Here is an 18,840-nt window from a genome sequence, read left to right as displayed (position 1 = left end):
ATTACACAAAAATATATATTTTTTCCGACAAAAAACAATAAAACGTTAAAAAAACTTTAAAAACTGAAAAATTTAATTAAAAAAAGAGACAATATGTAATTATTATATTCGCAATAACTTTGGTAAAAGCCCGAAAATTCTATCAATTGTAATCGATGACATTAAAAATAATTATTTTTAAAAAAAATGAAAAAGATGAAATGAGAAGTAGAAAAATTTTTTTTACAATTTGAAAAATACATCATAAGCAAATCGGAGGAGAGTGCCGATTACCACAATCAAAAAGAAAACCCTAATAAAACCGTTTCCTTTATTTATAGCCAGTTTGGCACCTAACCAACCACCCAAAGCGTTACTTGCGGCCATAGGTAAAGCAATTGCCCAAATTATTTTCCCTTTTGAAATAAATAAACAAATAGAACCAAAATTCGTTGCTAAATTGACCATTTTAGCATTTGCAGAAGCATGCAAAAAATCAAAACCCATTAAAGCAATAAAGGCAACAACAAAGAAACTTCCTGTCCCGGGACCAATAAATCCGTCATAAAAACCAACAATTATACTAATCAAAACCGCATATAAAACTTGTTTTGCATACGAATGATCTTTTCCAACCTGCTGCCCGAAATTTTTCTTAGCGTAAGTATAAATTGCTAAAAGAGATAAAACCACAAGTAATAATGGTTTCATAAAATCATTATTTACATAAGTTAATATTGTGGAGCCCAAAAACGCTGATGGAACTGCCAAAAGCATCATAATCAACAATAATTTCCATTGGATTACAACTTTTTTCAGATATTGAAAAGCAGCAAAAGATGTTCCGCTAAAAGCAGGAATTTTTAAAGTCCCAATCACTGTAGAAACTGGCAGGTTTGGCAGCAAAATCAATCCCATAGGAGTCTGAATCAATCCTCCTCCTCCAACAATTGCATCAATAAATCCTGCAGCAAAAGCAGCTAAACAAAGTAAAAATATGATGTATGTTTCCATTTATAGGTGAGTTTCAGTTGGTTTTGAAATTGCTCACAAAAGTAAAATTACATTTCATTATTACAATAAATTTAAAGTGGATTTCTCCCCAAAAAGTATATTTTTGTTGAAAAATTAATAAAATGGATTTTACAAGAATTATAGAACTGGCAAGTTATACTTTACCAGCCATCGTTACCGGATTTGTGGCTTATAGTTTTTTTGAATTGCACATTAAAAACAATGATAAAAAACGTAATTTTTTATTAAACAGAGAAGCTCATAAAGAATCATTACCAATACGCTTACAGGCATACGAGCGTATGACTTTGTATTTAGAGCGTATTAACCTGACCAAATTATTGATTAGAATTGCTCCAATTTCGAACGAAAAACATGATTATGAAAATTTTGTAATCGACCAGATCGAACAGGAATTTGAACACAATCTGACTCAGCAGATTTATATGTCTGATGAATGCTGGACCATTATTACGACAGCTAAAAATTCAACTATACAAATTATTCGTAAAACTGCGATGAGCGATCGTGTTGATAGTGCTGATAAATTACGTGAAGTAATTTTGAATGATTTATTAGAGAAACAATCACCAAGCAATGCTGCTTTAGCATATATTAAAAATGAGGTTGCTGGTTTATGGTAGATTTTAATTTAGAATGTAGATTTTAGATTAAAAAAATATTGATTATCCGAAAATCTACATTCTAAAAATCTTTAACCTATCTTATTATCACTCATAATTTCAGATTTATTCTGAGCATACTCATACCCTTGTTCCCACCAGGTTTTCATCACTTCTTTATTAAAAATCAATGCGTTATTGGTTAACTTAGTTGGAGTATAGTATAAATTAAGTTTAACATTCTTATTGCTTGCCATCAGTTTTCCTATGGCAATATCGTGTTTCTCAACCTGATCCAGAGCTATTCGGAACAGATCAATCATCAACGAAAACGGATTTTTGCCTATCACCGTTTTATCCATATTGACTTCGGTTTCCAGAATAATTACATCTATTTCAGTGGCACCACGATTGATCGCCTCACGGATAGGAACCAGGCTCGAAAATCCGCCATCTCCATATTCATTATTATTTTTATTGACCAAACTCATAAAAGGAACATAATTACTGGATATCCAGGACCAATCACAAAATTCTTCATACGTACAATCTTTAATCGATTTATATTCAGCTTCGTTTTTTGTAAAATTAGTGACTGTAATTACAACATCTTTTTTCAGTTTTTTTAGTTTATTGAAATCCGAAAGTGTAAAATTATTCCTGATGTATTTACGCAAACCTTTACTTTCTCCAAAAGTTCTTTTTCCCTTAAAAAACTGAAGTAAGACGTTAAAATGGTTAATCGTAACAATATCAACACCATCCTTGACTTTGACGACAAAAGGACAGATGTTAAAAATTTTACTCATACAGACATTGGTATAAACTGAGTGGATTTTCTCAACATTTCCAAGTGCCAGATGTGGAATTAAAAGACTTCCGGTAGAAGTTCCTAAAAATAAATCATAATGATATTTTTTAACTTCTAATAAATATTGTGCAACACCACCGGCAAATGCACCTTTACTGCCACCACCGGAAATAACCAATGCTCTCATATTTTTTTTGGGGTTATGAGTTATGAGTTAAAAGTTATAAGTTTTAGATGCGTATAACACATTACTGCATTTTCTCAAATTTTCTTATTATTTTTTTTATTTTATACTTTCGTATAATTTACTCCATGACACTTAACATACAACTTCTAACTTTTTTCAGCAAGCAAACGACTCAATTGGAATTGTTCATCGGGGGTCAAATTAATCAAAATTCTTTCAAATGAAGCACGCATTTCAGTATTTTTTATTAAGAGCCGAATTGTATCTCTTCCAAATTTTGAAAACTGCCACATATGATGTATGGTCGCGTTCACCAGGTTAGTCAGGACTTCATCATTTATTATTTTAAAAGCTATAAGTTTTTCAAGTGCATTTTGTCGGGTTGTAGCTTCATATTTTGTTGAAGAAAAAGCAATTAATTCAGATATTAATAATTCCGGATTATCACTGTAACCGGGAGTCGATAAAGCCAGTGAAAGCCATAAAGTGCGAAGATTATAATCGTTAAAACCAATCCGGTCTTTAGATCTGTTTAAATATTCGCTTTGACGATCCGGAAAATTTTTCCACAGCCAATACAATGCAATTTCCTGGGTCTGATAGGATTTATCTTCAAGCAATGCTTCATATTCGACTCTGAAATCTTCGGGAATATTTGTTAAAGTTTCGGCAACGGCCTGACGAACCTGAACATTATTTGTCTTTAAAGCTAAAAGCATTAACTGTTTTTTTGATTCGTATTTTTCATTTTCCAATTGATCGACAACAGCAATTTTTACAGTATGATAAATATCTGAATTTAATGTTTTAATAAAAAAATCTTTTTTCTCTGCCAAAGATGTGTTCTTTAATTTATCAACTTCTAAACGTACCTGAATTGCTTTATTTTTACTCAATAAAGTATTTGCCGTTGCTGTATCAAAAGCAGTAGATTCCAGCCATGTTTTCTGAAACTGAACCAAATCAAAATTGGATACTTTTTTAATTTCATCAAAGAAATCCTGAGTATTTACAGATTGGTAAGCGTATTTTTTCAGATAGTTTTTTATTGCTTTTTTAAACGCTTTATCCCCTATTGATTCATGCAAAACAAACAATGCCCACGCTCCTTTTTCATAAAAAGTAAGGGAACTGGCTTTTGCGTTTAAAACCGGAATATTATCAGATCGTGAAGCAAACTTTATTTGTTGGGCAGTTTCATATAATTTCGAATAAAAATAATCATCTCCATAAATATTCCTTTCGGCAAGTAACGCATAATAAGTTGCAAAACCTTCCTGAAGCCAATGGTGCGTGCTGCTTTCTGCGGTAATCAAATCCCCGAACCAATGATGTGCCAATTCATGGGCATCAACATTGGTGTAATTTCGATCTTCAAAACCAATAGAATCCACTACATATCTGGTAGCAAAAAGTGTTGTAGTAGTGTTTTCCATTCCTGCATAAAGAAAATCACGAACCGGAATCTGCCTGTATACTTCCCAGGGGTACTTCACTCCTATTTCCTTTTCCAAAAAATCAAAAACACGCTTAGAATAGCGATAGGTTGGTTCAAAACGATTTGTGTCTTTATTTTCCAGATAATATTCTAACGGAATTTTAGATTTTGATTTGAATTCTTTTTTATCAAATTTTCCAATGGCAAGCATCAATAAATAAGAACTCATTGGTTTTTGCATTTTATACTGCCAATGCAAATTATTCTCTTTTCTAATTTTTTCTTCTAAAATACCATTTGAGATAACCTGATACTCTTTATCATAAGTAATTCTTAAACTAAAAATCAATTTTTCATTTACATCATCAAAACTCGGAAACCAATTGCTCGTATATCTTCCCTGCCCTTGTGTCCAGATTTGTACTTCTGAATTTTCAATAGCAACAAAATATAAAGCTTGCTTAGGTCTTGCCACATATTCAAAACTTAAATGGTTTTTACCTTTTTGAAAGTTATAAATGATTTGTAATTGTTTGCCTGTATTAAGAAAAACAGCATCTTTATTATCTATTTGAACATGGGAAAACTCCATGTTTTTAGCATCAATTTTTATCGTATCCAGAGGTTTCAGAACTTCAAATTGATAATCGACTGAACCCGAAACCGATTTTTCCTTAGCGTTTAATGTCAATTGTCCGGTAACTGATTTAAAATCTACGAATTGGGTTTGCTGTGCAAAAACAAAGCTGGTAATAAATAATAAGATGTATTTCATTTAAATAAATTTGAAGGCGAAAACCCAAAGTTACAAAGGTTTCACCAACAAATCGAATGAAATTTGTATGTTTACATTACAAAATTATAATGATCGTGCCAACACCAAAAAAAGCCTTATTTAACTGGAGCAGCGGAAAAGATTCTGCTCTGGCATTATACAAAATCCTTCAAAACCCTGAGTTTAAAATTGAATGTTTATTGACGAGTGTCAATCAGCAATATCAGCGAATTTCTATGCACGGTGTACGTGTAGAGCTACTTGAAGCTCAGGCAAAAAGCATTGGTCTGCCTTTAAAAATTATGCAGATTCCGGAAATGCCAACCATGGAAGTATATGAAAATGTGATGACTAAAACCTTAACTGAATTAAAAGAGCAGGACATTACCCACTCCGTTTTTGGAGATATATTTCTCGAAGATCTGCGAAAATACCGTGAGGATAAATTAGCACAAATCGGTTTTAAAGGTGTTTTTCCGATCTGGAAAATTCCAACGCACGATTTGATTCAGGAATTTATGGATTTAGGATTTAAAACAATCGTGGTTTGTGTAAATGAGCGTTTTCTTGACAAAAGTTTTGTAGGACGAATAATCGATCAGTCTTTTATTAATGATTTACCGGAAAATGTAGATGTATGTGGCGAAAACGGCGAATTTCATACCTTTACTTTTGATGGTCCGATTTTCTCAGACCCAATTAATTTCGAAATTGGTGAAACAGTATATCGTAAATACGAAAAACCAAAAACAGAATCCAGTAATACGGCTTGCGATACAAACGAAACGGATGCTTTTGATTATGGCTTTTGGTATACAGACTTAATTGCTAATTAATTTAATTCATGACAACAAAAAATCAATCCCCGGAATTAGAAAAAGTGCTGTCATTTTTAAGTGAGATCGGAATTGATATTGTTGAAAAAGAATTGCAGACTTCTTTTTTGCCCGGATTGAGTTTAGGCCCCAATTGTCTTTATATTGATTTCGAAAAATTATTATATCCCGGTGATATTCTGCATGAAACCGGGCATTTGGCTGTTACGACTTCTGCTGAGAGAAAAATTGCAGGAACAAATGAAATGGCAGCTGACTGGCCAACACAAGGAGAAGAAATTGCCGCAATCCTTTGGTCTTTTGCCGCAGCAAAGTATTTAGAATTACCAATTGAATTTGTATTTCATCCCAACGGATATAAAAATGATTCGGAATGGCTGATTTCAAATTTTACCAGCGAAAATTATATTGGTTTGCCTTTTCTGGAATGGGCAGGACTTGCTTTAGGCAGAGAACGCGCAACTAAAGAAGGCAAAGAAGCGTTTCCAAAAATGTTAAAATGGCTAAGAGATTAAATTATGGATAAATTAGTTCGTTATATCAGGTTTCCATTGCTTTTTGATCCTGAAAAACTCAAAAATGATGTTTCTAAAATCATCGAAAAAAACTGGACAAATCATTATAATACAAATGATTATAACGGAAAATGGACCTCTATTGCCTTAATGTCACAAAATGGAAAGTCGGATTCGATTTATGCGTTGCCAAATAGTGACGAAAAACTCGTTCCTACAGAAATTCTCGATTCCTGTACTTATTTTCAGGAAGTCCTTAAGAATTTTTTATTTGAAAAAACTGCCGTTCGTTTATTGAAATTAGACGTTGGTGCCGAAGTCAAACCGCATAGCGATAATTGCCTTGGTTATGAAGATGGCTGTTTTCGATTGCATATTCCAATCATTACAAACAGTGAAGTTGAGTTTATTTTAGATGGCAATCGTTTGATAATGAACGAAGGTGAATGCTGGTATATTGATGCTAATTTTATTCATTCGGTTGCCAATCGCGGAACCCGGGACAGGATTCATCTTGTAATTGACGGTATCCGAAATGAATGGACTGATAATTTGTTTTTTAACGAAGCACCTGAAAATGATTTTATAAAACCTGCTCAGAAAATGGACGAAGAGCAAAAACAACTTATGATTGCTGAGTTACAGCGTATGAATCTGCCTGCAGCAAATCAAATTTTGAAAGATTTGGAATAATATTTTATCAGAACCTTAATTATCATCTATTGATAAAATAAACTGAACTATTCCCTGAATACTTAAAACAAAATCAGGGGCAGTATTATGGATTGCATTCGTTGGCATAAAAGGCATTTCTGCTGATTCCGGATCCTGAATTACAATGGTTCCTCCTTCATTTTGAATTGCTTTTAAACCTTGTGTACCGTCAGAGTTTGAACCTGACAATAAAATCCCAATCAATTGATTTTTATACACTTCTGCTGCCGATTCAAAAGAAACATCAATACTTGGCCTGCTGTAATTTATTTTTTCAGAAATATCGAGTGACAACAGATTATTTTTTTCGAACAATAAGTGATAATTAGAAGGTGCAACATAAATAAATCCGGGTAAAAGAGGCGTTTTATCTTCTACTTGTTTTACTTCTATAACAGATTTTAATTTAATAAGTTCTTCTAAAGTTTCTTCATCTGTACTTTTCCTGTGAAGTACAATTACAATGGCAAAAGAATTTATTACCGGTAATTGGGGTAATATTTGCATCAGCGCCACTAAACTGCCGGCTGATCCTCCAAAAATAATTACTTTATGGTCTGATATTATTTCACTTTCCTCCATATTCTTTCTTTATCAAGCTGTTTGTAGTTGCTTTGGGATATGGAATATTTTATGGTTTCTTTGGTGCCTAATGCCAGAAATCCCTGAACGGATAAACTTTCATCAAATAAGGTAATGGCTCTTTTTTGCAGATCATTATCAAAATAAATTAAAACATTTCGGCATAAAATAAAATCAAACTCGTTGAATGATCTGTCTGACACAAGATTATGTTGTGAAAAAACCATTTTCTGAGACAATTCTTCATTGAATTTCGCAATCCCGTAATTAGCTGTATAATAATTTGAAAAATCTTCCTGCCCTCCGGAATCCAGATAGTTTTCTGAATATTCTTTCATCATTCTTAAAGGAAAAATTCCTTTTTTTGCGGTTTCCAATACTTTTTCATTAATATCAGTAGCGTAAATAAGGGATTTACTCAACAAACCGGCTTCTTTTAATAAAATAGCCATTGAATATACCTCTTCACCTGTAGCACATCCTGCGTGCCATAAACGAATAAAAGGCTTTGTGGCCAATAACGGAAGAATCTGATTTCGAATTACTTTATAAAAATAGGGATCACGAAACATTTCGGTAACATTTACTGTTATTTCGTTGATTATATGTTTAAAATAATCCTGATCGTACCTGACTTTTGATAAAAATTCATAAAAATCAGTGAATCCGTCCAATAGATATATCCTGTTTACGCGCCTTTTTAATGAAGCCCTGGAATAACTTCCAAAATCAAACCCGTAATATTCATAAATTTCATTAATAAGGGTTTCCAGCTCAATGTCTTCAATCATAGCTATTTCAAATTTTGCTTAAGATTAAAAGCAGTTTATCAACATCTACAGGTTTGGAGACATAATCATCAGCTCCGGCCTCTAAACATTTTTCTTTATCTCCTTTCATAGCCTGAGCCGTTACAGCCACAATAAACAGATCTTTTTGGGAAGGGATTTTTTTAATTAAAGGAATCGCTTCATAACCATCCATTTCAGGCATCATCATATCTATCAAAACAGCATCAACAGCTTCATCAGAGTTTAATATTTTTAAAGCTTCTTCGGCACTTAAACATGATAGACAATTAAATGATCTGGCACGAAGTGTGTTTTCCAAAGCAAAAATATTTCTTGAATCATCATCAATAATTAAGAGTTTTTTTTTATTCATTTTAATACATTTAATTAAACTTTAAAATTATTTCAACACATAGAAACATAGATTTTGCAAACTCAAAAGCAGGCGTTTCGCTTATTTAAATACACATAGCCAGCTATCTGAAGAAATGTATTTCTTTTATATTTTTTTTTAAAATAATACCTATGTCTCCAGCCTGCACTGAGCGGAGTCGAAGTGTGTTAAATCATTTTTTATGATTCGTCAAACTTTATCATATAGCCATACTCGCAATAACGAAAGCAGCTGATCGATATCAACAGGTTTAGTTATATAATCTGAAGCCCCTGCTTTGATACATTTTTCGCGATCGCCGGTCATTGCCTTTGCTGTTACGGCTATTAATGGCAGTGTCAAATATTTTGGGTTGCTGCGTATTTTTTCGGCTGTTTCATAACCATCCATATTAGGCATCATCATATCAAGCAAAACAATATCGGTATTTGGATGTTCTTCTAATGCTTTTATAGCTTCTTTGCCATCAAAAGCTGTGATCACATTCATTTTAAATACTTCTAACGCTTTTGTGAGTGAATAAATATTTCTGACATCATCATCAACTATTAAAACTGTTTTGTCGAATAAAATATTATTCATTAAGTTAAGTTTTTTATAACTTTCTTTTTTACCGTCTGTATTTTTATTCTCTTCAACCAAATGTAGAAAAAGCGATACTTCATCGAGCATTCTCTGGTAAGAATGTGCCGTTTTTACAATAATGGAATCTGTGTATTTCTTAATTTTCATTTCTTCTTTAGGCGACAGGCTTTTTCCGGTAAAAACAATTACAGGAAGATTTTCTAAGTCCGGGTTTTTCTTGACTTCTTCCAAAATCTCGTAAGCATGCTTATCCGGAATTCCCATATCCAATATTACACAATCAATATCGCTTTTATTAAGTGCCTCCAGACCGTCTGATACGTCACTTTTAATTTCAGAATTAATATTATAGGTCTCGAGGAAGTAGGCAAGTGCTTTTGCGTGTTTAGGATTATCTTCAATAATTAAAACTTTTTGTGCTTCATTGCTGATGATATGTTCTATTCGCATAAAAATCTCAGGAATTTTATCAAAAGCAACTGGTTTATCAAGAAAATCAACAGCACCTTTTAAAAGGCTTTCCTGTCTCAATTTGTGTGATGACATAATGTGCACCGGAATATGTTTTGTTTGTGGGTTATTTTTAAATTCTTCCAAAATCTCCCAGCCGCTTTTTACAGGAAGTTCAATATCTAATAAAATCCCTATTGGCTTATACATCAAGGCAAAATTTAATGCATAATCCCCTCTTACGGCAACAATTCCTTTATACCCTTTATTTCTGCTGAAGGTTAGCAATGATTTCGCAAAATTGATATCGTCTTCAACAATCAGAATTACTTTATCATTTTCAGAAATAGCGTTTCTGTCATCTTCAATCTCATCAGGTATAATAGCAGAGATGTATTTATCTTTTAAATCTGTTATTTTATTTTCTTCTTCTTCAATATTTTCAATTTCGATTGGAGGTAATTTTTCAATTGAAGGTTTTTTTATTGCCGAACCAACAATGGGTAAACAAAATGTAAAGGTGCTTCCTTCGTTTACAACACTGTGCAAAATTATTTCTCCATTTAGTAATTTTGCCAGTTCCCTGCTAATCGACAAACCTAAACCGGTACCGCCATATTTTCGTTTAGTTGAGCCATCAGCCTGCTGGAAAGCCTCAAAAATTAAAGGCTGTTTGTCTAACGAAATTCCAATTCCTGTATCTTTTACAATAAAACAAATTATGTTAGGGTCATCATCATTTATTTTAATTTCAAGGCTTACAGAGCCTTCATCTGTAAATTTAATAGCGTTCGAAATTAAATTTCTAAGAATTTGCTCTAAACGCATTTTGTCAGTTTTAAGGATAGCGGGAGCTTCTTTTGAAATAATTTCAAAATTGATGTTTTTTTCTTTTGCTACCGGTGCAAATAAACTCATGAGAGTCTCGGTTATTTCCTGGGTAGGAAACTCCATAAATTCAAGTTCCATTTTTCCGGCCTCAATTTTGGACAAATCCAAAATTTCATCTATCAAACCTAATAAACTGTTTCCTGAACTCTGAATAACTTTGGCAAACTCTATTTCCTCGGTATTCATGCCTTTACTGTTATTCTCAGCTAATAATCGGCTTAAGAGTAAAATTGAATTTAAAGGTGTTCGTAATTCATGCGACATATTTGCCAGAAACTCCGACTTGTAACGTGTTGTAAGTTCTAAAGCCTCTGATTTTTTTTGAATCTCGCTGTTTTTTTCTTCCAGTAAAACACTTCGCTCAGACAATTCTTCATTCGTTTGCTGAAGTTCTTCTTGTTGAACCCTTAACTCTTCTTCAGAAGCCTGAAGTTTTTCGGTTTGTGCTTCCAATTCAGAATTTATAGCTTCAAGTTCGCTGTGCTGAATTTGTAATTCCTCAGATTGTGATTGGGTTTCTTCAAGTAATTCTAAAACACGCTGTCTGTGTTTTGTTGATTTTAGCGCGATTGCAATATTGCCGGAAACGATTTTTAAAAACTCTAATATTAAAGGTGAAAACTCTGTAATACTTGCCAGTTCAATTGCACCTTCAATTTTGGTATTCAATAAGGGAACTGCCACTACATGAGCAGGTTTTATCTCTCCCAATGCATAACTAATCTGAATATCTTCAGGTACTAATGATTTTAATTCCAGTAATTTACCCGAAACAACACATTGCCCAATCAAACCTTCGCCTTTCCTGATACGTTCTTTATTTTTACTTGGAATATAACTGTAACCGGCAGCAGCAAAGAGCTCATCTCCATCAAGAACATATAAAACGCCGGCATTACAATTGACATAATTACATACAAACTCAATAACATCTTTTGACAATTGGCTTAATAATTTATCACCCAACATTACATTATTGAGACTGGCGACCCCGGTCTGCAGCCATTCTTTTTCTGATAATAATCCAAAAGATTTTTTTAGGGAATCACTCATATTATTTAATGATTCTGCTACACTGCCTAACGCATCTGCCTTGGTATCGTCTACACGAATGTCATAATTTCCTTTAGAAATATTACTTGCAATAGTGCTTATTGCCTCGATTCTATCGGCAATTTCCCTGTCTTTTCTTTCTAATTCCTGCTGTAGCAAGGTACGTTCATTATAATCTTTTAAAATTCGGATTAAAAAAACAATCGAGATAAAAAATGCAACAATAAAGGCTACAATAATTAAAATAACACTATAGGTACCGTAACGTTCTGAATTTTCATTTCGTTCTTTTAAAAGATTTTGTTCCTGTCTTTCAATTCGTTTAACATTTGATCGCAATTCTTTCATCATTTTTTTCCCTTCATCGAGATTAAATGTGACGTTATTTTTTCCAAATCGTTTTTTTACAATCTGATTGTTCAGGTATTTAAAAAAATTGCCCCGAAGAACTTTTAATTCTTTCAATTCTTTTTGTTGAGAGGAATTATCGACTGTAAGTTCGTCCAACCTATTAAAATAGTCATTCGATTTTGATTCGCAGTCATTATACATTTGTACAAACTGCTCGTCACCGGTTAAGAGATAACCACGCATATTGGTCTGTGCTTCGATAATTCTGGCTGATCCTTCGTTTAAATTATAAATTACTTCCTGGGTGTGATTGACCCAAAAATTACTTTCCAATAAATTTTTTATGCTAAGAAATGATGCTGTAGAACTGATCATTAAGACCAGTAATGAAATCATGGAACTTACAAGTAAATTTCTTTTAAAGTTGTTTTTTTTCATATAAACTGTTTTCATCTTGATATTCTAAAGGTAAAACCATAATAAAACTTGCCCCCTTGCCTACTTCACTTTTTGCAGTAATCAATCCGTTGTGTTTTTCGATTATTTTTTTTGCAATGGCGAGACCAATTCCCGTTCCTTCATAGGTTTTGCGGTCATTTAAGCTTTGAAAAATGATAAATATCCTATCCAGATAAATTTCATCAAAACCAATTCCGTTATCCTTAACAGTAATGCGGCAATATTTTCCTTCGGGTGATGATTCCGCATCAAAGCTTTTTGCTTCAATCAATTCAGAAGTGATTTCTATTAAAGGATTGTTTGTATTATTTGAAAACTTAAGGGCGTTTCCAATTAAATTTTGAAAAACCTGTCGCAATTGGCTCGGAATACTGTCGATAGTTGGGAGTACATTGGTTTTGACAGCAGCTCCTTTACTTTCGATAAGATAATCGAAATCGGAGAGAACTTCCTGCAGGACAATATTCAAATCGGTTTTTTCGGGCTGTACTTTGGATGATAATCTGGAGTAAGCCAATAAATCCGTAATCAGGGTTTGCATCCTTTCTGCCGATTTGATAGTTCTGTTAACATAATCAACAGCCTTTTCATCACTGGCCAGATACAAATCTTTTATAATTTTAATAAAAATCTGAATTTTTCTAATGGGCTCATTCAAATCATGTGAAACTACCCAGGAAAATTGCTGTAATTCATGATTTTTAAATTCCAGTTCTTCATTTTTTAAGACTAACTCTTTTGTTCTTTCCGCAATTTTTATTTCCAGATTATCCTGCGCTTCTTTCCTGATTTTGATTTCCTTCGAAAGCAGATCTTTCATCTCTTTTAATTGATTTTGCTGCTCATAAATCTTCAGGAAAGTTTTTACTTTTAAAATCAGCAGATCAGTATCTACAGGTTTGGTTATATAATCTACAGCACCACTTTCATATCCTTTAAAAATATATTTTTTTTCGATATTAAGTGCTGACAGAAAAATGACAGGGATGTCTTTTGTTTTTTTATTGCCGGAAAGAATTTTTACTACTTCAAAACCATCGAGTCCGGGCATCTGAACATCCATTATAATAAGGCAGTAATCAATTTGTAAAATTTTCTTTAATGCTTCTTCGCCTGACTCAGCAGTATCAACATCGATATTATGTAATTCTAATGTTTTTTTTAAGGCAATTATATTTGCCCGTATATCGTCTACAATTAATATCATCTATTTTAGGCTAAGGTGTATAATTTATAAATATTTTAAGTAAATATTCTTCTAATATTAACAATCAAAATACCAACAAACTTTCAAAATTATAAAAAAAACAGGTAATTGCATTTTACCAAAAATTTAATTCATTACATAATTCCCATCTTTTTAATTTTTTAAAATGTAACATTTATTGAGATAATTTTTAATTCAATGAAGTCAAATTTTAATAAGAAATCCAATTATTTTTAAAGTAAATAATAATTTTAAAAATGAAATATCATGAAAAAAGATAAAACATTTCCGGAACAAAAACAAACTCTTCCGGGCAATGAATATTTAATGAATCCTGAACCTGAGATCATTAAGGAAAGTTATGTTGGAAGCGGAAAATTGTTAGGCAAAGTAGCTTTTATTACTGGAGGTGATAGTGGAATTGGCAGAAGTGTTGCAGTACATTTTGCCAGAGAAGGTGCTAATATTGCGATTGTTTACCTGAAAGAAGATAAAGACGCTCTATTAACCAAAGAGCTGGTTGAACAAGAAGGGCAGCAATGTCTTTTAATCAGTGGAGATTTAAAGGATGAGAAATTTTGCATAGCCGCCGTAAAAAAATGCCATCAATTGTTTAGCAAAATAAATATAGTCGTCAATAACGCTGCAGTTCAGTTTCCTCAAAATGAATTGGAAAAAATTACGGCAGCACAACTTCAAAAAACATTCGAAACGAATATCTATCCTTATTTTTATATTACAAAAGCAGCTTTACCATTTCTAAAAGAAGGCGACACTATTATTAACACCAGTTCTGTTACGGCTTATCGCGGAAGTGAACACCTTCTTGATTATTCAAGTACAAAAGGTGCTATTTTGACCTTTACAAGATCCTTATCTGCCATGCTTTCCAAAAAACAAATCAGGGTAAATGGCGTTGCTCCCGGACCAATCTGGACTCCTCTTATTGTTGCTACGTTTGCTAAAGTTTCAGATTTCGGACAAGATACTCCAATGGGAAGAGCGGGGCAGCCATCTGAAGTTGGTCCTGCATACGTTTTTTTAGCATCGGAAGACAGCAGTTATATTACCGGCCAATTTATTCATGTAAACGGAGGCGAGCCTGTAGGCGGATAAAACATTAAAATTAAAAACTATGAATTTCATTGATATTATTGGTCTTTTTGCGGGAATGTGTGTCACAATTTCAGTAATTCCACAAATAATAAAAGTCTGGAGAACGAAAAAAGTAAAAGCAATTTCATTACTGACCTTTAGTATTTTAACTTTTGGGATCATGATATGGGTTATTTACGGAATTTTAAAAAACGATTGGCCAATAATCATTACCAATAGCATTTCGTTATGCCTAAATCTTACTATGATCTATTTTCTTGTTTATTATGAAAAAGAATAAAATAAAAAAAACAGCTCGGTAAAAGCTGTTTTTTTGATAAATGTAGAATATAATAGTGCTTTATAGCTAACTGGTTTTAATAAGATGACTAAATGCTAAATGGTATTTTTGTTTTAAAAACCGTGGTAAGTAATGGTTTTTAACGTTTTTTATACCATAAAAAGCTTCTAAAATATTCAAATTAGAAATTCTTTTAAATTCTTCTATCTGTTTGGTTGCCAAATTCAAAATTGGCAATATTGTTCTGATATAGGCGTGGCTATGCTGCATATGCTCACTTTCCAGGATATCTTCCAAAATTCTTTTTCTTACTAAATCCCCCACAATTCCTTTTTGTGGGACGCTCTTAAATTCATTAATTTTTTTAGTTATTCCCGGAGTAGTCTGCCCCACATGCATATATTTTCCTGAAGGACTTGTAAACATCGTTTTTAAGTCAGAAAATAAACCTGCGTTTTCTACAGTAGAAGCACTACTGCTGATAATAGAAAACTTAACCCGTTCATATCCTTTAAAAAATAAGATACTATTAATGTTTGATGTATTTCTTAAAATTCCGGTCTGATTCGGTTTTATACTTTTTTTATCTCCGTTAATCCCAAAACTATGGCTTAAATTACCTACAGAGCAATACGCAAATAAAATAGGCGAATCTGCAGAAGATTCCATACTTAACACAACATCTTCATGAAAATAACCATCAAATTCAATATATGCTGTTTGCTTGTTAAAAGTCATCCCGCTGATTGTTCCTTTTGCTTTTTTGGAATTAAGCTTTAGTTTATATTGATTGTTTTCTAAAGTTAGAGTTCCGTTCAGACTATCTTTAAGATCATTAAAAATAGTATTCATTTCATTTGTATTTAAGTAAAGTTTTTTCATCTGATAAGCATTTAAATATTCTATAATAAAAGAGTTCAAAACTTAATCATACTTCTCTCTTTTGAACTATTCAAATTTCGTAATACTTTGGATGTTAAATGTTATATAATTTTTCGTACAACTTTCATAATTAATACTTTATAAAAAAGATTATAAACTAAAAACAGCTGTCCAAACATCATATTTGAAACAGCTGTCTTATCAGCAAAATAAAAAAATCCTATATTTTAATGAAACTTAACTATGTCAGTTTGTGAATATCCGCATTAGTCGAATAATTTTCTTTTGGAACATTCTTAAAAAATTCGGCAGCTTCCAGGTCAGCAGATGGCCCGTATCCTGCTAAATAAGTTCCCTTTTTATTGTCGGCAGTTTCTATAACATACAGAATTGACATATCATCAGGATTACTGATTCCTTCGTATCGATGATGGGCGACAATAAATATTTCATCAGGCTGATACGGGTATTTTGATTCTGTTTCTATAAGCGCACCATCCTTAAACAAAAAATTACAGCAATATCCATTTTTTTGATACTCCTCTATATATTCTAACTCGTTTTTTGAAGAATCTTTTTTCATGATAATTTAGTTTATGTGTAGTATCGGAATATAAAAAGCAAATATTTTATTTGTTTTACAACAAATTTCATTGATTTTAGACCAACCTTTTAACTCAAAAAATATTTTTTTTATCCCATTAAATAATTTCTGTAAAAAATAAAAAAAGCAGGATTTTATGCTGCTGACATTTTTAAAATCTGTTTATAAATTATTATATTTATTGGACGTAAGAGTTTTTTTTCTTCTGAAAAGAATCAAAAAATATTTTTTCAATGACTATAATAAATCAGGATTTCTTAGCAAAAGGAGGCGAAATGGGAGAATTAACCCGAGCTAAAGACTGGAGTAAAACTTTAGTTGGCCCTCTTGAGTCCTGGCCTCAAAGTTTACGGACAACATTAGGACTTCTTTTAAATTCAAAGTTTCCGATGTTCTTATTTTGGGGTCCGGAACATATTTGTTTTTATAATGACGCTTATCGTCCCAGTTTAGGGAACAATGGGAAACATCCTTTTATATTAGGTCAAAAAGGAATTGATGCCTGGCCCGAAATCTGGGATTTTATAAAACCGCTTATTGATCAGGTTCTTTTAGAGGGTGAGCCAACATGGCATGAAGATCAATTATTACCTATTTATCGTAACGGGAAAATGGAAGATGTTTATTGGACATTTAGTTATAGTCCTGTAAACAACGAATCAGGAAAGCCTGCCGGAGTTTTGGTTATTTGTAACGAAACTACAGAAAAGGTAAATATGGTTAAAAAGTTAGAAGAAAGTAATAATCGCTATCTGAATAATATTATGCAAACCCCAAATGCCATGTGTATTTTTAGGGGACCTGATTTTGTAGTTGAAATTGCCAATGATTTTATGCTTGAAATTTGGAAAAAAGAAAAAAATCAAGCCCTAAACAAACCTATTTGTAAAGTACTTCCCGAAGCCTCCGGTCAGAGTTTAGAAAATATTCTGCAAAATGTTTATACTACCGGCGAAAAATTTACTGCCTATGAATTCCCTGTCACATTATCCAGAAATGGTAAAATTGATGAAAAGATTTTTTTAAATGTAGTTTATGAAGCTTTAAAAGAACCTGACGGAACTATTTCCGGTATTGTTGCTATTGCCAATGATGTGACTCTACAGGTAATTGCCAGAAATATTATTGAAGAAAGTGAGAAGAAATTCAGACTGCTTGCAGAATCCATGCCTCAGCACGTCTGGACAAGTGATGCAATGGGAAATTTAAATTATTTCAATCAGTCAATCTATACCTATTCGGGGATTAGCAAATGTGATATTGAAAAAGACGGATGGCTCCAGATTGTTCATCCTGATGACAGGGAAGAAAATATTAATATCTGGATGGAAGCCATCAAAACCGGGAATGACTTTTTATTTGAGCATCGCTTCCGAAGATATGACGGAGAATACAGATGGCAGCTTAGCCGTGCGATTGCCCAAAAAGATGAATTTGGAAACATTCAGATGTGGGTGGGAACAAGTACCGATATTCAGGACCAGAAAAACTTTACATCACAATTAGAAAAAGAAGTTTTTGAACGTACAGCTGAACTCGAATCAAAAAATAAGGATTTGATAAACATGAATATTGAACTTCAGTCATTTGCTTACATTTCCAGCCATGATCTACAGGAACCTTTAAGAAAAATACAAACTTTCGTGAGCCGTTTAGTCGATTTAGACGAGGAGAACATATCGGCAAAGGCCAAAATATATCTTAATAAAATTGATATTTCTGCAAAAAGAATGCAAACTCTGATTCAGGACCTTTTAATGTATTCAAGGACAAATTCTGCCGAAAGGGTTTTTATTGATACAAACCTGGATGAGATTGCCGAAGAAGTCAAAAGCGATTTTTTTGAACGTATTGAAGAAACAAATGCCATAGTCAATTTTCATCCTTTAGGCCATGCTACCATTATACCTTTTCAATTCAGGCAATTATTGCATAATTTAATTAGTAATGCCTTAAAGTTTTCTAAAAAAAATGAAACTCCTTATATTGAAATTAAAGCAAAACGTATAAAAGGAGAAGATATAAAACCTGACATTGATTTTCCTGAAAAAATATACCTTCATCTCCAGGTTTCTGACAACGGTATCGGTTTTGACATACAATATAAAGAGCGTATTTTTGATGTTTTTCAACGTTTAAATACAGAGAATGAATTTGCCGGAACAGGAATTGGTTTAGCAATCGTAAAAAAAATTGTAGAAAACCACAAAGGCTTTATTACTGCTAAAAGCGAAAAAGGAAAAGGCGCTACTTTTGATATTCATTTCCCTGAATTATAAAAACTGCCTAATCATCATACAGAA

17 protein-coding genes are annotated in these 18,840 nt (G+C 32.6%); 7 read left to right on the top strand and 10 right to left on the bottom strand.

The annotated features are described in order from the left end of the window. Nucleotides 1-222 precede the first annotated feature (222 nt). A complete protein-coding gene (locus ACEN92_RS01680; protein ID WP_495640639.1) occupies nt 223-993 on the bottom strand; it encodes a sulfite exporter TauE/SafE family protein in 771 nt (256 codons plus the stop codon). Between the two features lie 122 nt (nt 994-1,115). On the opposite strand from ACEN92_RS01680, the gene ACEN92_RS01675 reads away from it, so the two are divergent. Further along, nucleotides 1,116-1,637 (top strand): DUF7935 family protein, encoded by a 522-nt coding sequence (locus ACEN92_RS01675; protein WP_495640638.1) that lies wholly within the window; start codon nt 1,116-1,118, stop codon nt 1,635-1,637. 71 nt (nt 1,638-1,708) lie between these two features. Here the strand turns inward: ACEN92_RS01675 and ACEN92_RS01670 are convergent, their stop codons facing one another. Then, the gene (locus tag ACEN92_RS01670) at nt 1,709-2,614 is read right to left on the bottom strand and encodes a patatin-like phospholipase family protein (RefSeq protein WP_495640637.1); all 906 of its coding nucleotides are present in this window, start codon (nt 2,612-2,614) and stop codon (nt 1,709-1,711) included. A 146-nt stretch (nt 2,615-2,760) separates the two neighbouring features. Then, on the bottom strand, nt 2,761-4,827 hold the full coding sequence (locus ACEN92_RS01665) for a M1 family metallopeptidase (protein WP_495640636.1): 2,067 nt from the start codon (nt 4,825-4,827) through the stop codon (nt 2,761-2,763). An 89-nt stretch (nt 4,828-4,916) separates the two neighbouring features. On the opposite strand from ACEN92_RS01665, the gene ACEN92_RS01660 reads away from it, so the two are divergent. From ACEN92_RS01660 to ACEN92_RS01650, 3 genes are read left to right on the top strand one after another with little or no spacing between them, the layout of a single operon-like run. Next, entirely contained in the window at nt 4,917-5,663 is a 747-nt protein-coding gene (locus ACEN92_RS01660) for a Dph6-related ATP pyrophosphatase (protein ID WP_495642322.1), read from the top strand. 8 nt (nt 5,664-5,671) lie between these two features. Further along, a complete protein-coding gene (locus ACEN92_RS01655; RefSeq protein ID WP_495640635.1) occupies nt 5,672-6,178 on the top strand; it encodes a hypothetical protein in 507 nt (168 codons plus the stop codon). 3 nt (nt 6,179-6,181) lie between these two features. After that, nucleotides 6,182-6,871, top strand: coding sequence for an aspartyl/asparaginyl beta-hydroxylase domain-containing protein (locus ACEN92_RS01650; protein WP_495640634.1), 690 nt, complete (start codon nt 6,182-6,184; stop codon nt 6,869-6,871). Nucleotides 6,872-6,886: 15 nt separating this feature from the next. Here the strand turns inward: ACEN92_RS01650 and ACEN92_RS01645 are convergent, their stop codons facing one another. The 5 genes from ACEN92_RS01645 to ACEN92_RS01625 form a co-directional block, all read right to left on the bottom strand. Continuing rightward, the gene (locus ACEN92_RS01645; protein ID WP_495640633.1) at nt 6,887-7,474 is read right to left on the bottom strand and encodes a chemotaxis protein CheB; all 588 of its coding nucleotides are present in this window, start codon (nt 7,472-7,474) and stop codon (nt 6,887-6,889) included. Next, nucleotides 7,456-8,265, bottom strand: coding sequence for a CheR family methyltransferase (locus ACEN92_RS01640; protein ID WP_495640632.1), 810 nt, complete (start codon nt 8,263-8,265; stop codon nt 7,456-7,458). Before ACEN92_RS01640 ends, ACEN92_RS01645 begins: the two co-directional genes overlap by 19 nt. Nucleotides 8,266-8,272: 7 nt before the next feature. Then, a complete protein-coding gene (locus ACEN92_RS01635; RefSeq protein ID WP_495640631.1) occupies nt 8,273-8,638 on the bottom strand; it encodes a response regulator in 366 nt (121 codons plus the stop codon). A 210-nt stretch (nt 8,639-8,848) separates the two neighbouring features. Then, a complete protein-coding gene (locus tag ACEN92_RS01630; protein WP_495640630.1) occupies nt 8,849-12,427 on the bottom strand; it encodes a response regulator in 3,579 nt (1,192 codons plus the stop codon). Continuing rightward, on the bottom strand, nt 12,408-13,655 hold the full coding sequence (locus ACEN92_RS01625) for a hybrid sensor histidine kinase/response regulator (RefSeq protein WP_495640629.1): 1,248 nt from the start codon (nt 13,653-13,655) through the stop codon (nt 12,408-12,410). Before ACEN92_RS01625 ends, ACEN92_RS01630 begins: the two co-directional genes overlap by 20 nt. Before the next feature lie 267 nt (nt 13,656-13,922). Between ACEN92_RS01625 and ACEN92_RS01620 the strand changes: the two genes are divergently transcribed. Further along, nucleotides 13,923-14,771, top strand: a complete 849-nt coding sequence (locus tag ACEN92_RS01620; protein WP_495640628.1) for an SDR family oxidoreductase — start codon at nt 13,923-13,925, stop codon at nt 14,769-14,771. Nucleotides 14,772-14,790: 19 nt separating this feature from the next. Further along, the gene (locus ACEN92_RS01615; RefSeq protein WP_495640627.1) at nt 14,791-15,051 is read left to right on the top strand and encodes a SemiSWEET family sugar transporter; all 261 of its coding nucleotides are present in this window, start codon (nt 14,791-14,793) and stop codon (nt 15,049-15,051) included. A gap of 66 nt (nt 15,052-15,117) precedes the next feature. On the opposite strand, the gene ACEN92_RS01610 is transcribed toward ACEN92_RS01615, so the two are convergent. Together ACEN92_RS01610 and ACEN92_RS01605 are read right to left on the bottom strand one after the other, a co-directional pair. After that, the gene (locus ACEN92_RS01610) at nt 15,118-15,933 is read right to left on the bottom strand and encodes a hypothetical protein (protein WP_495640626.1); all 816 of its coding nucleotides are present in this window, start codon (nt 15,931-15,933) and stop codon (nt 15,118-15,120) included. Nucleotides 15,934-16,174: 241 nt separating this feature from the next. Beyond that, nucleotides 16,175-16,516 carry a hypothetical protein gene (locus ACEN92_RS01605; protein WP_495640625.1) on the bottom strand — a complete coding sequence of 114 codons (342 nt, stop codon included), beginning with the start codon at nt 16,514-16,516 and terminating at the stop codon, nt 16,175-16,177. Nucleotides 16,517-16,770: 254 nt separating this feature from the next. Between ACEN92_RS01605 and ACEN92_RS01600 the strand changes: the two genes are divergently transcribed. Beyond that, nucleotides 16,771-18,816 (top strand): PAS domain-containing sensor histidine kinase, encoded by a 2,046-nt coding sequence (locus ACEN92_RS01600; RefSeq protein ID WP_495640624.1) that lies wholly within the window; start codon nt 16,771-16,773, stop codon nt 18,814-18,816. Nucleotides 18,817-18,840: the final 24 nt, after the last annotated feature.

The organism is Flavobacterium sp. Flavsp81 (genome assembly GCF_059491325.1).
Note: the sequence above shows the minus strand (reverse complement) of the source record. Positions and strands in the feature narration are given on the sequence as shown.

Excerpts from the sequence above, each read along its gene's own strand:
- ACEN92_RS01680 (WP_495640639.1), bottom strand. The coding sequence starts at position 993 with ATGGAAACATACATCATATTTTTACTTTGTTTAGCTGCTTTTGCTGCA.
- ACEN92_RS01675 (WP_495640638.1), top strand. The coding sequence starts at position 1,116 with ATGGATTTTACAAGAATTATAGAACTGGCAAGTTATACTTTACCAGCC.
- ACEN92_RS01670 (WP_495640637.1), bottom strand. The coding sequence starts at position 2,614 with ATGAGAGCATTGGTTATTTCCGGTGGTGGCAGTAAAGGTGCATTTGCC.
- ACEN92_RS01665 (WP_495640636.1), bottom strand. The coding sequence starts at position 4,827 with ATGAAATACATCTTATTATTTATTACCAGCTTTGTTTTTGCACAGCAA.
- ACEN92_RS01660 (WP_495642322.1), top strand. The coding sequence starts at position 4,917 with ATGATCGTGCCAACACCAAAAAAAGCCTTATTTAACTGGAGCAGCGGA.
- ACEN92_RS01655 (WP_495640635.1), top strand. The coding sequence starts at position 5,672 with ATGACAACAAAAAATCAATCCCCGGAATTAGAAAAAGTGCTGTCATTT.
- ACEN92_RS01650 (WP_495640634.1), top strand. The coding sequence starts at position 6,182 with ATGGATAAATTAGTTCGTTATATCAGGTTTCCATTGCTTTTTGATCCT.
- ACEN92_RS01645 (WP_495640633.1), bottom strand. The coding sequence starts at position 7,474 with ATGGAGGAAAGTGAAATAATATCAGACCATAAAGTAATTATTTTTGGA.
- ACEN92_RS01640 (WP_495640632.1), bottom strand. The coding sequence starts at position 8,265 with ATGATTGAAGACATTGAGCTGGAAACCCTTATTAATGAAATTTATGAA.
- ACEN92_RS01635 (WP_495640631.1), bottom strand. The coding sequence starts at position 8,638 with ATGAATAAAAAAAAACTCTTAATTATTGATGATGATTCAAGAAATATT.
- ACEN92_RS01630 (WP_495640630.1), bottom strand. The coding sequence starts at position 12,427 with ATGAAAAAAAACAACTTTAAAAGAAATTTACTTGTAAGTTCCATGATT.
- ACEN92_RS01625 (WP_495640629.1), bottom strand. The coding sequence starts at position 13,655 with ATGATATTAATTGTAGACGATATACGGGCAAATATAATTGCCTTAAAA.
- ACEN92_RS01620 (WP_495640628.1), top strand. The coding sequence starts at position 13,923 with ATGAAAAAAGATAAAACATTTCCGGAACAAAAACAAACTCTTCCGGGC.
- ACEN92_RS01615 (WP_495640627.1), top strand. The coding sequence starts at position 14,791 with ATGAATTTCATTGATATTATTGGTCTTTTTGCGGGAATGTGTGTCACA.
- ACEN92_RS01610 (WP_495640626.1), bottom strand. The coding sequence starts at position 15,933 with ATGAAAAAACTTTACTTAAATACAAATGAAATGAATACTATTTTTAAT.
- ACEN92_RS01605 (WP_495640625.1), bottom strand. The coding sequence starts at position 16,516 with ATGAAAAAAGATTCTTCAAAAAACGAGTTAGAATATATAGAGGAGTAT.
- ACEN92_RS01600 (WP_495640624.1), top strand. The coding sequence starts at position 16,771 with ATGACTATAATAAATCAGGATTTCTTAGCAAAAGGAGGCGAAATGGGA.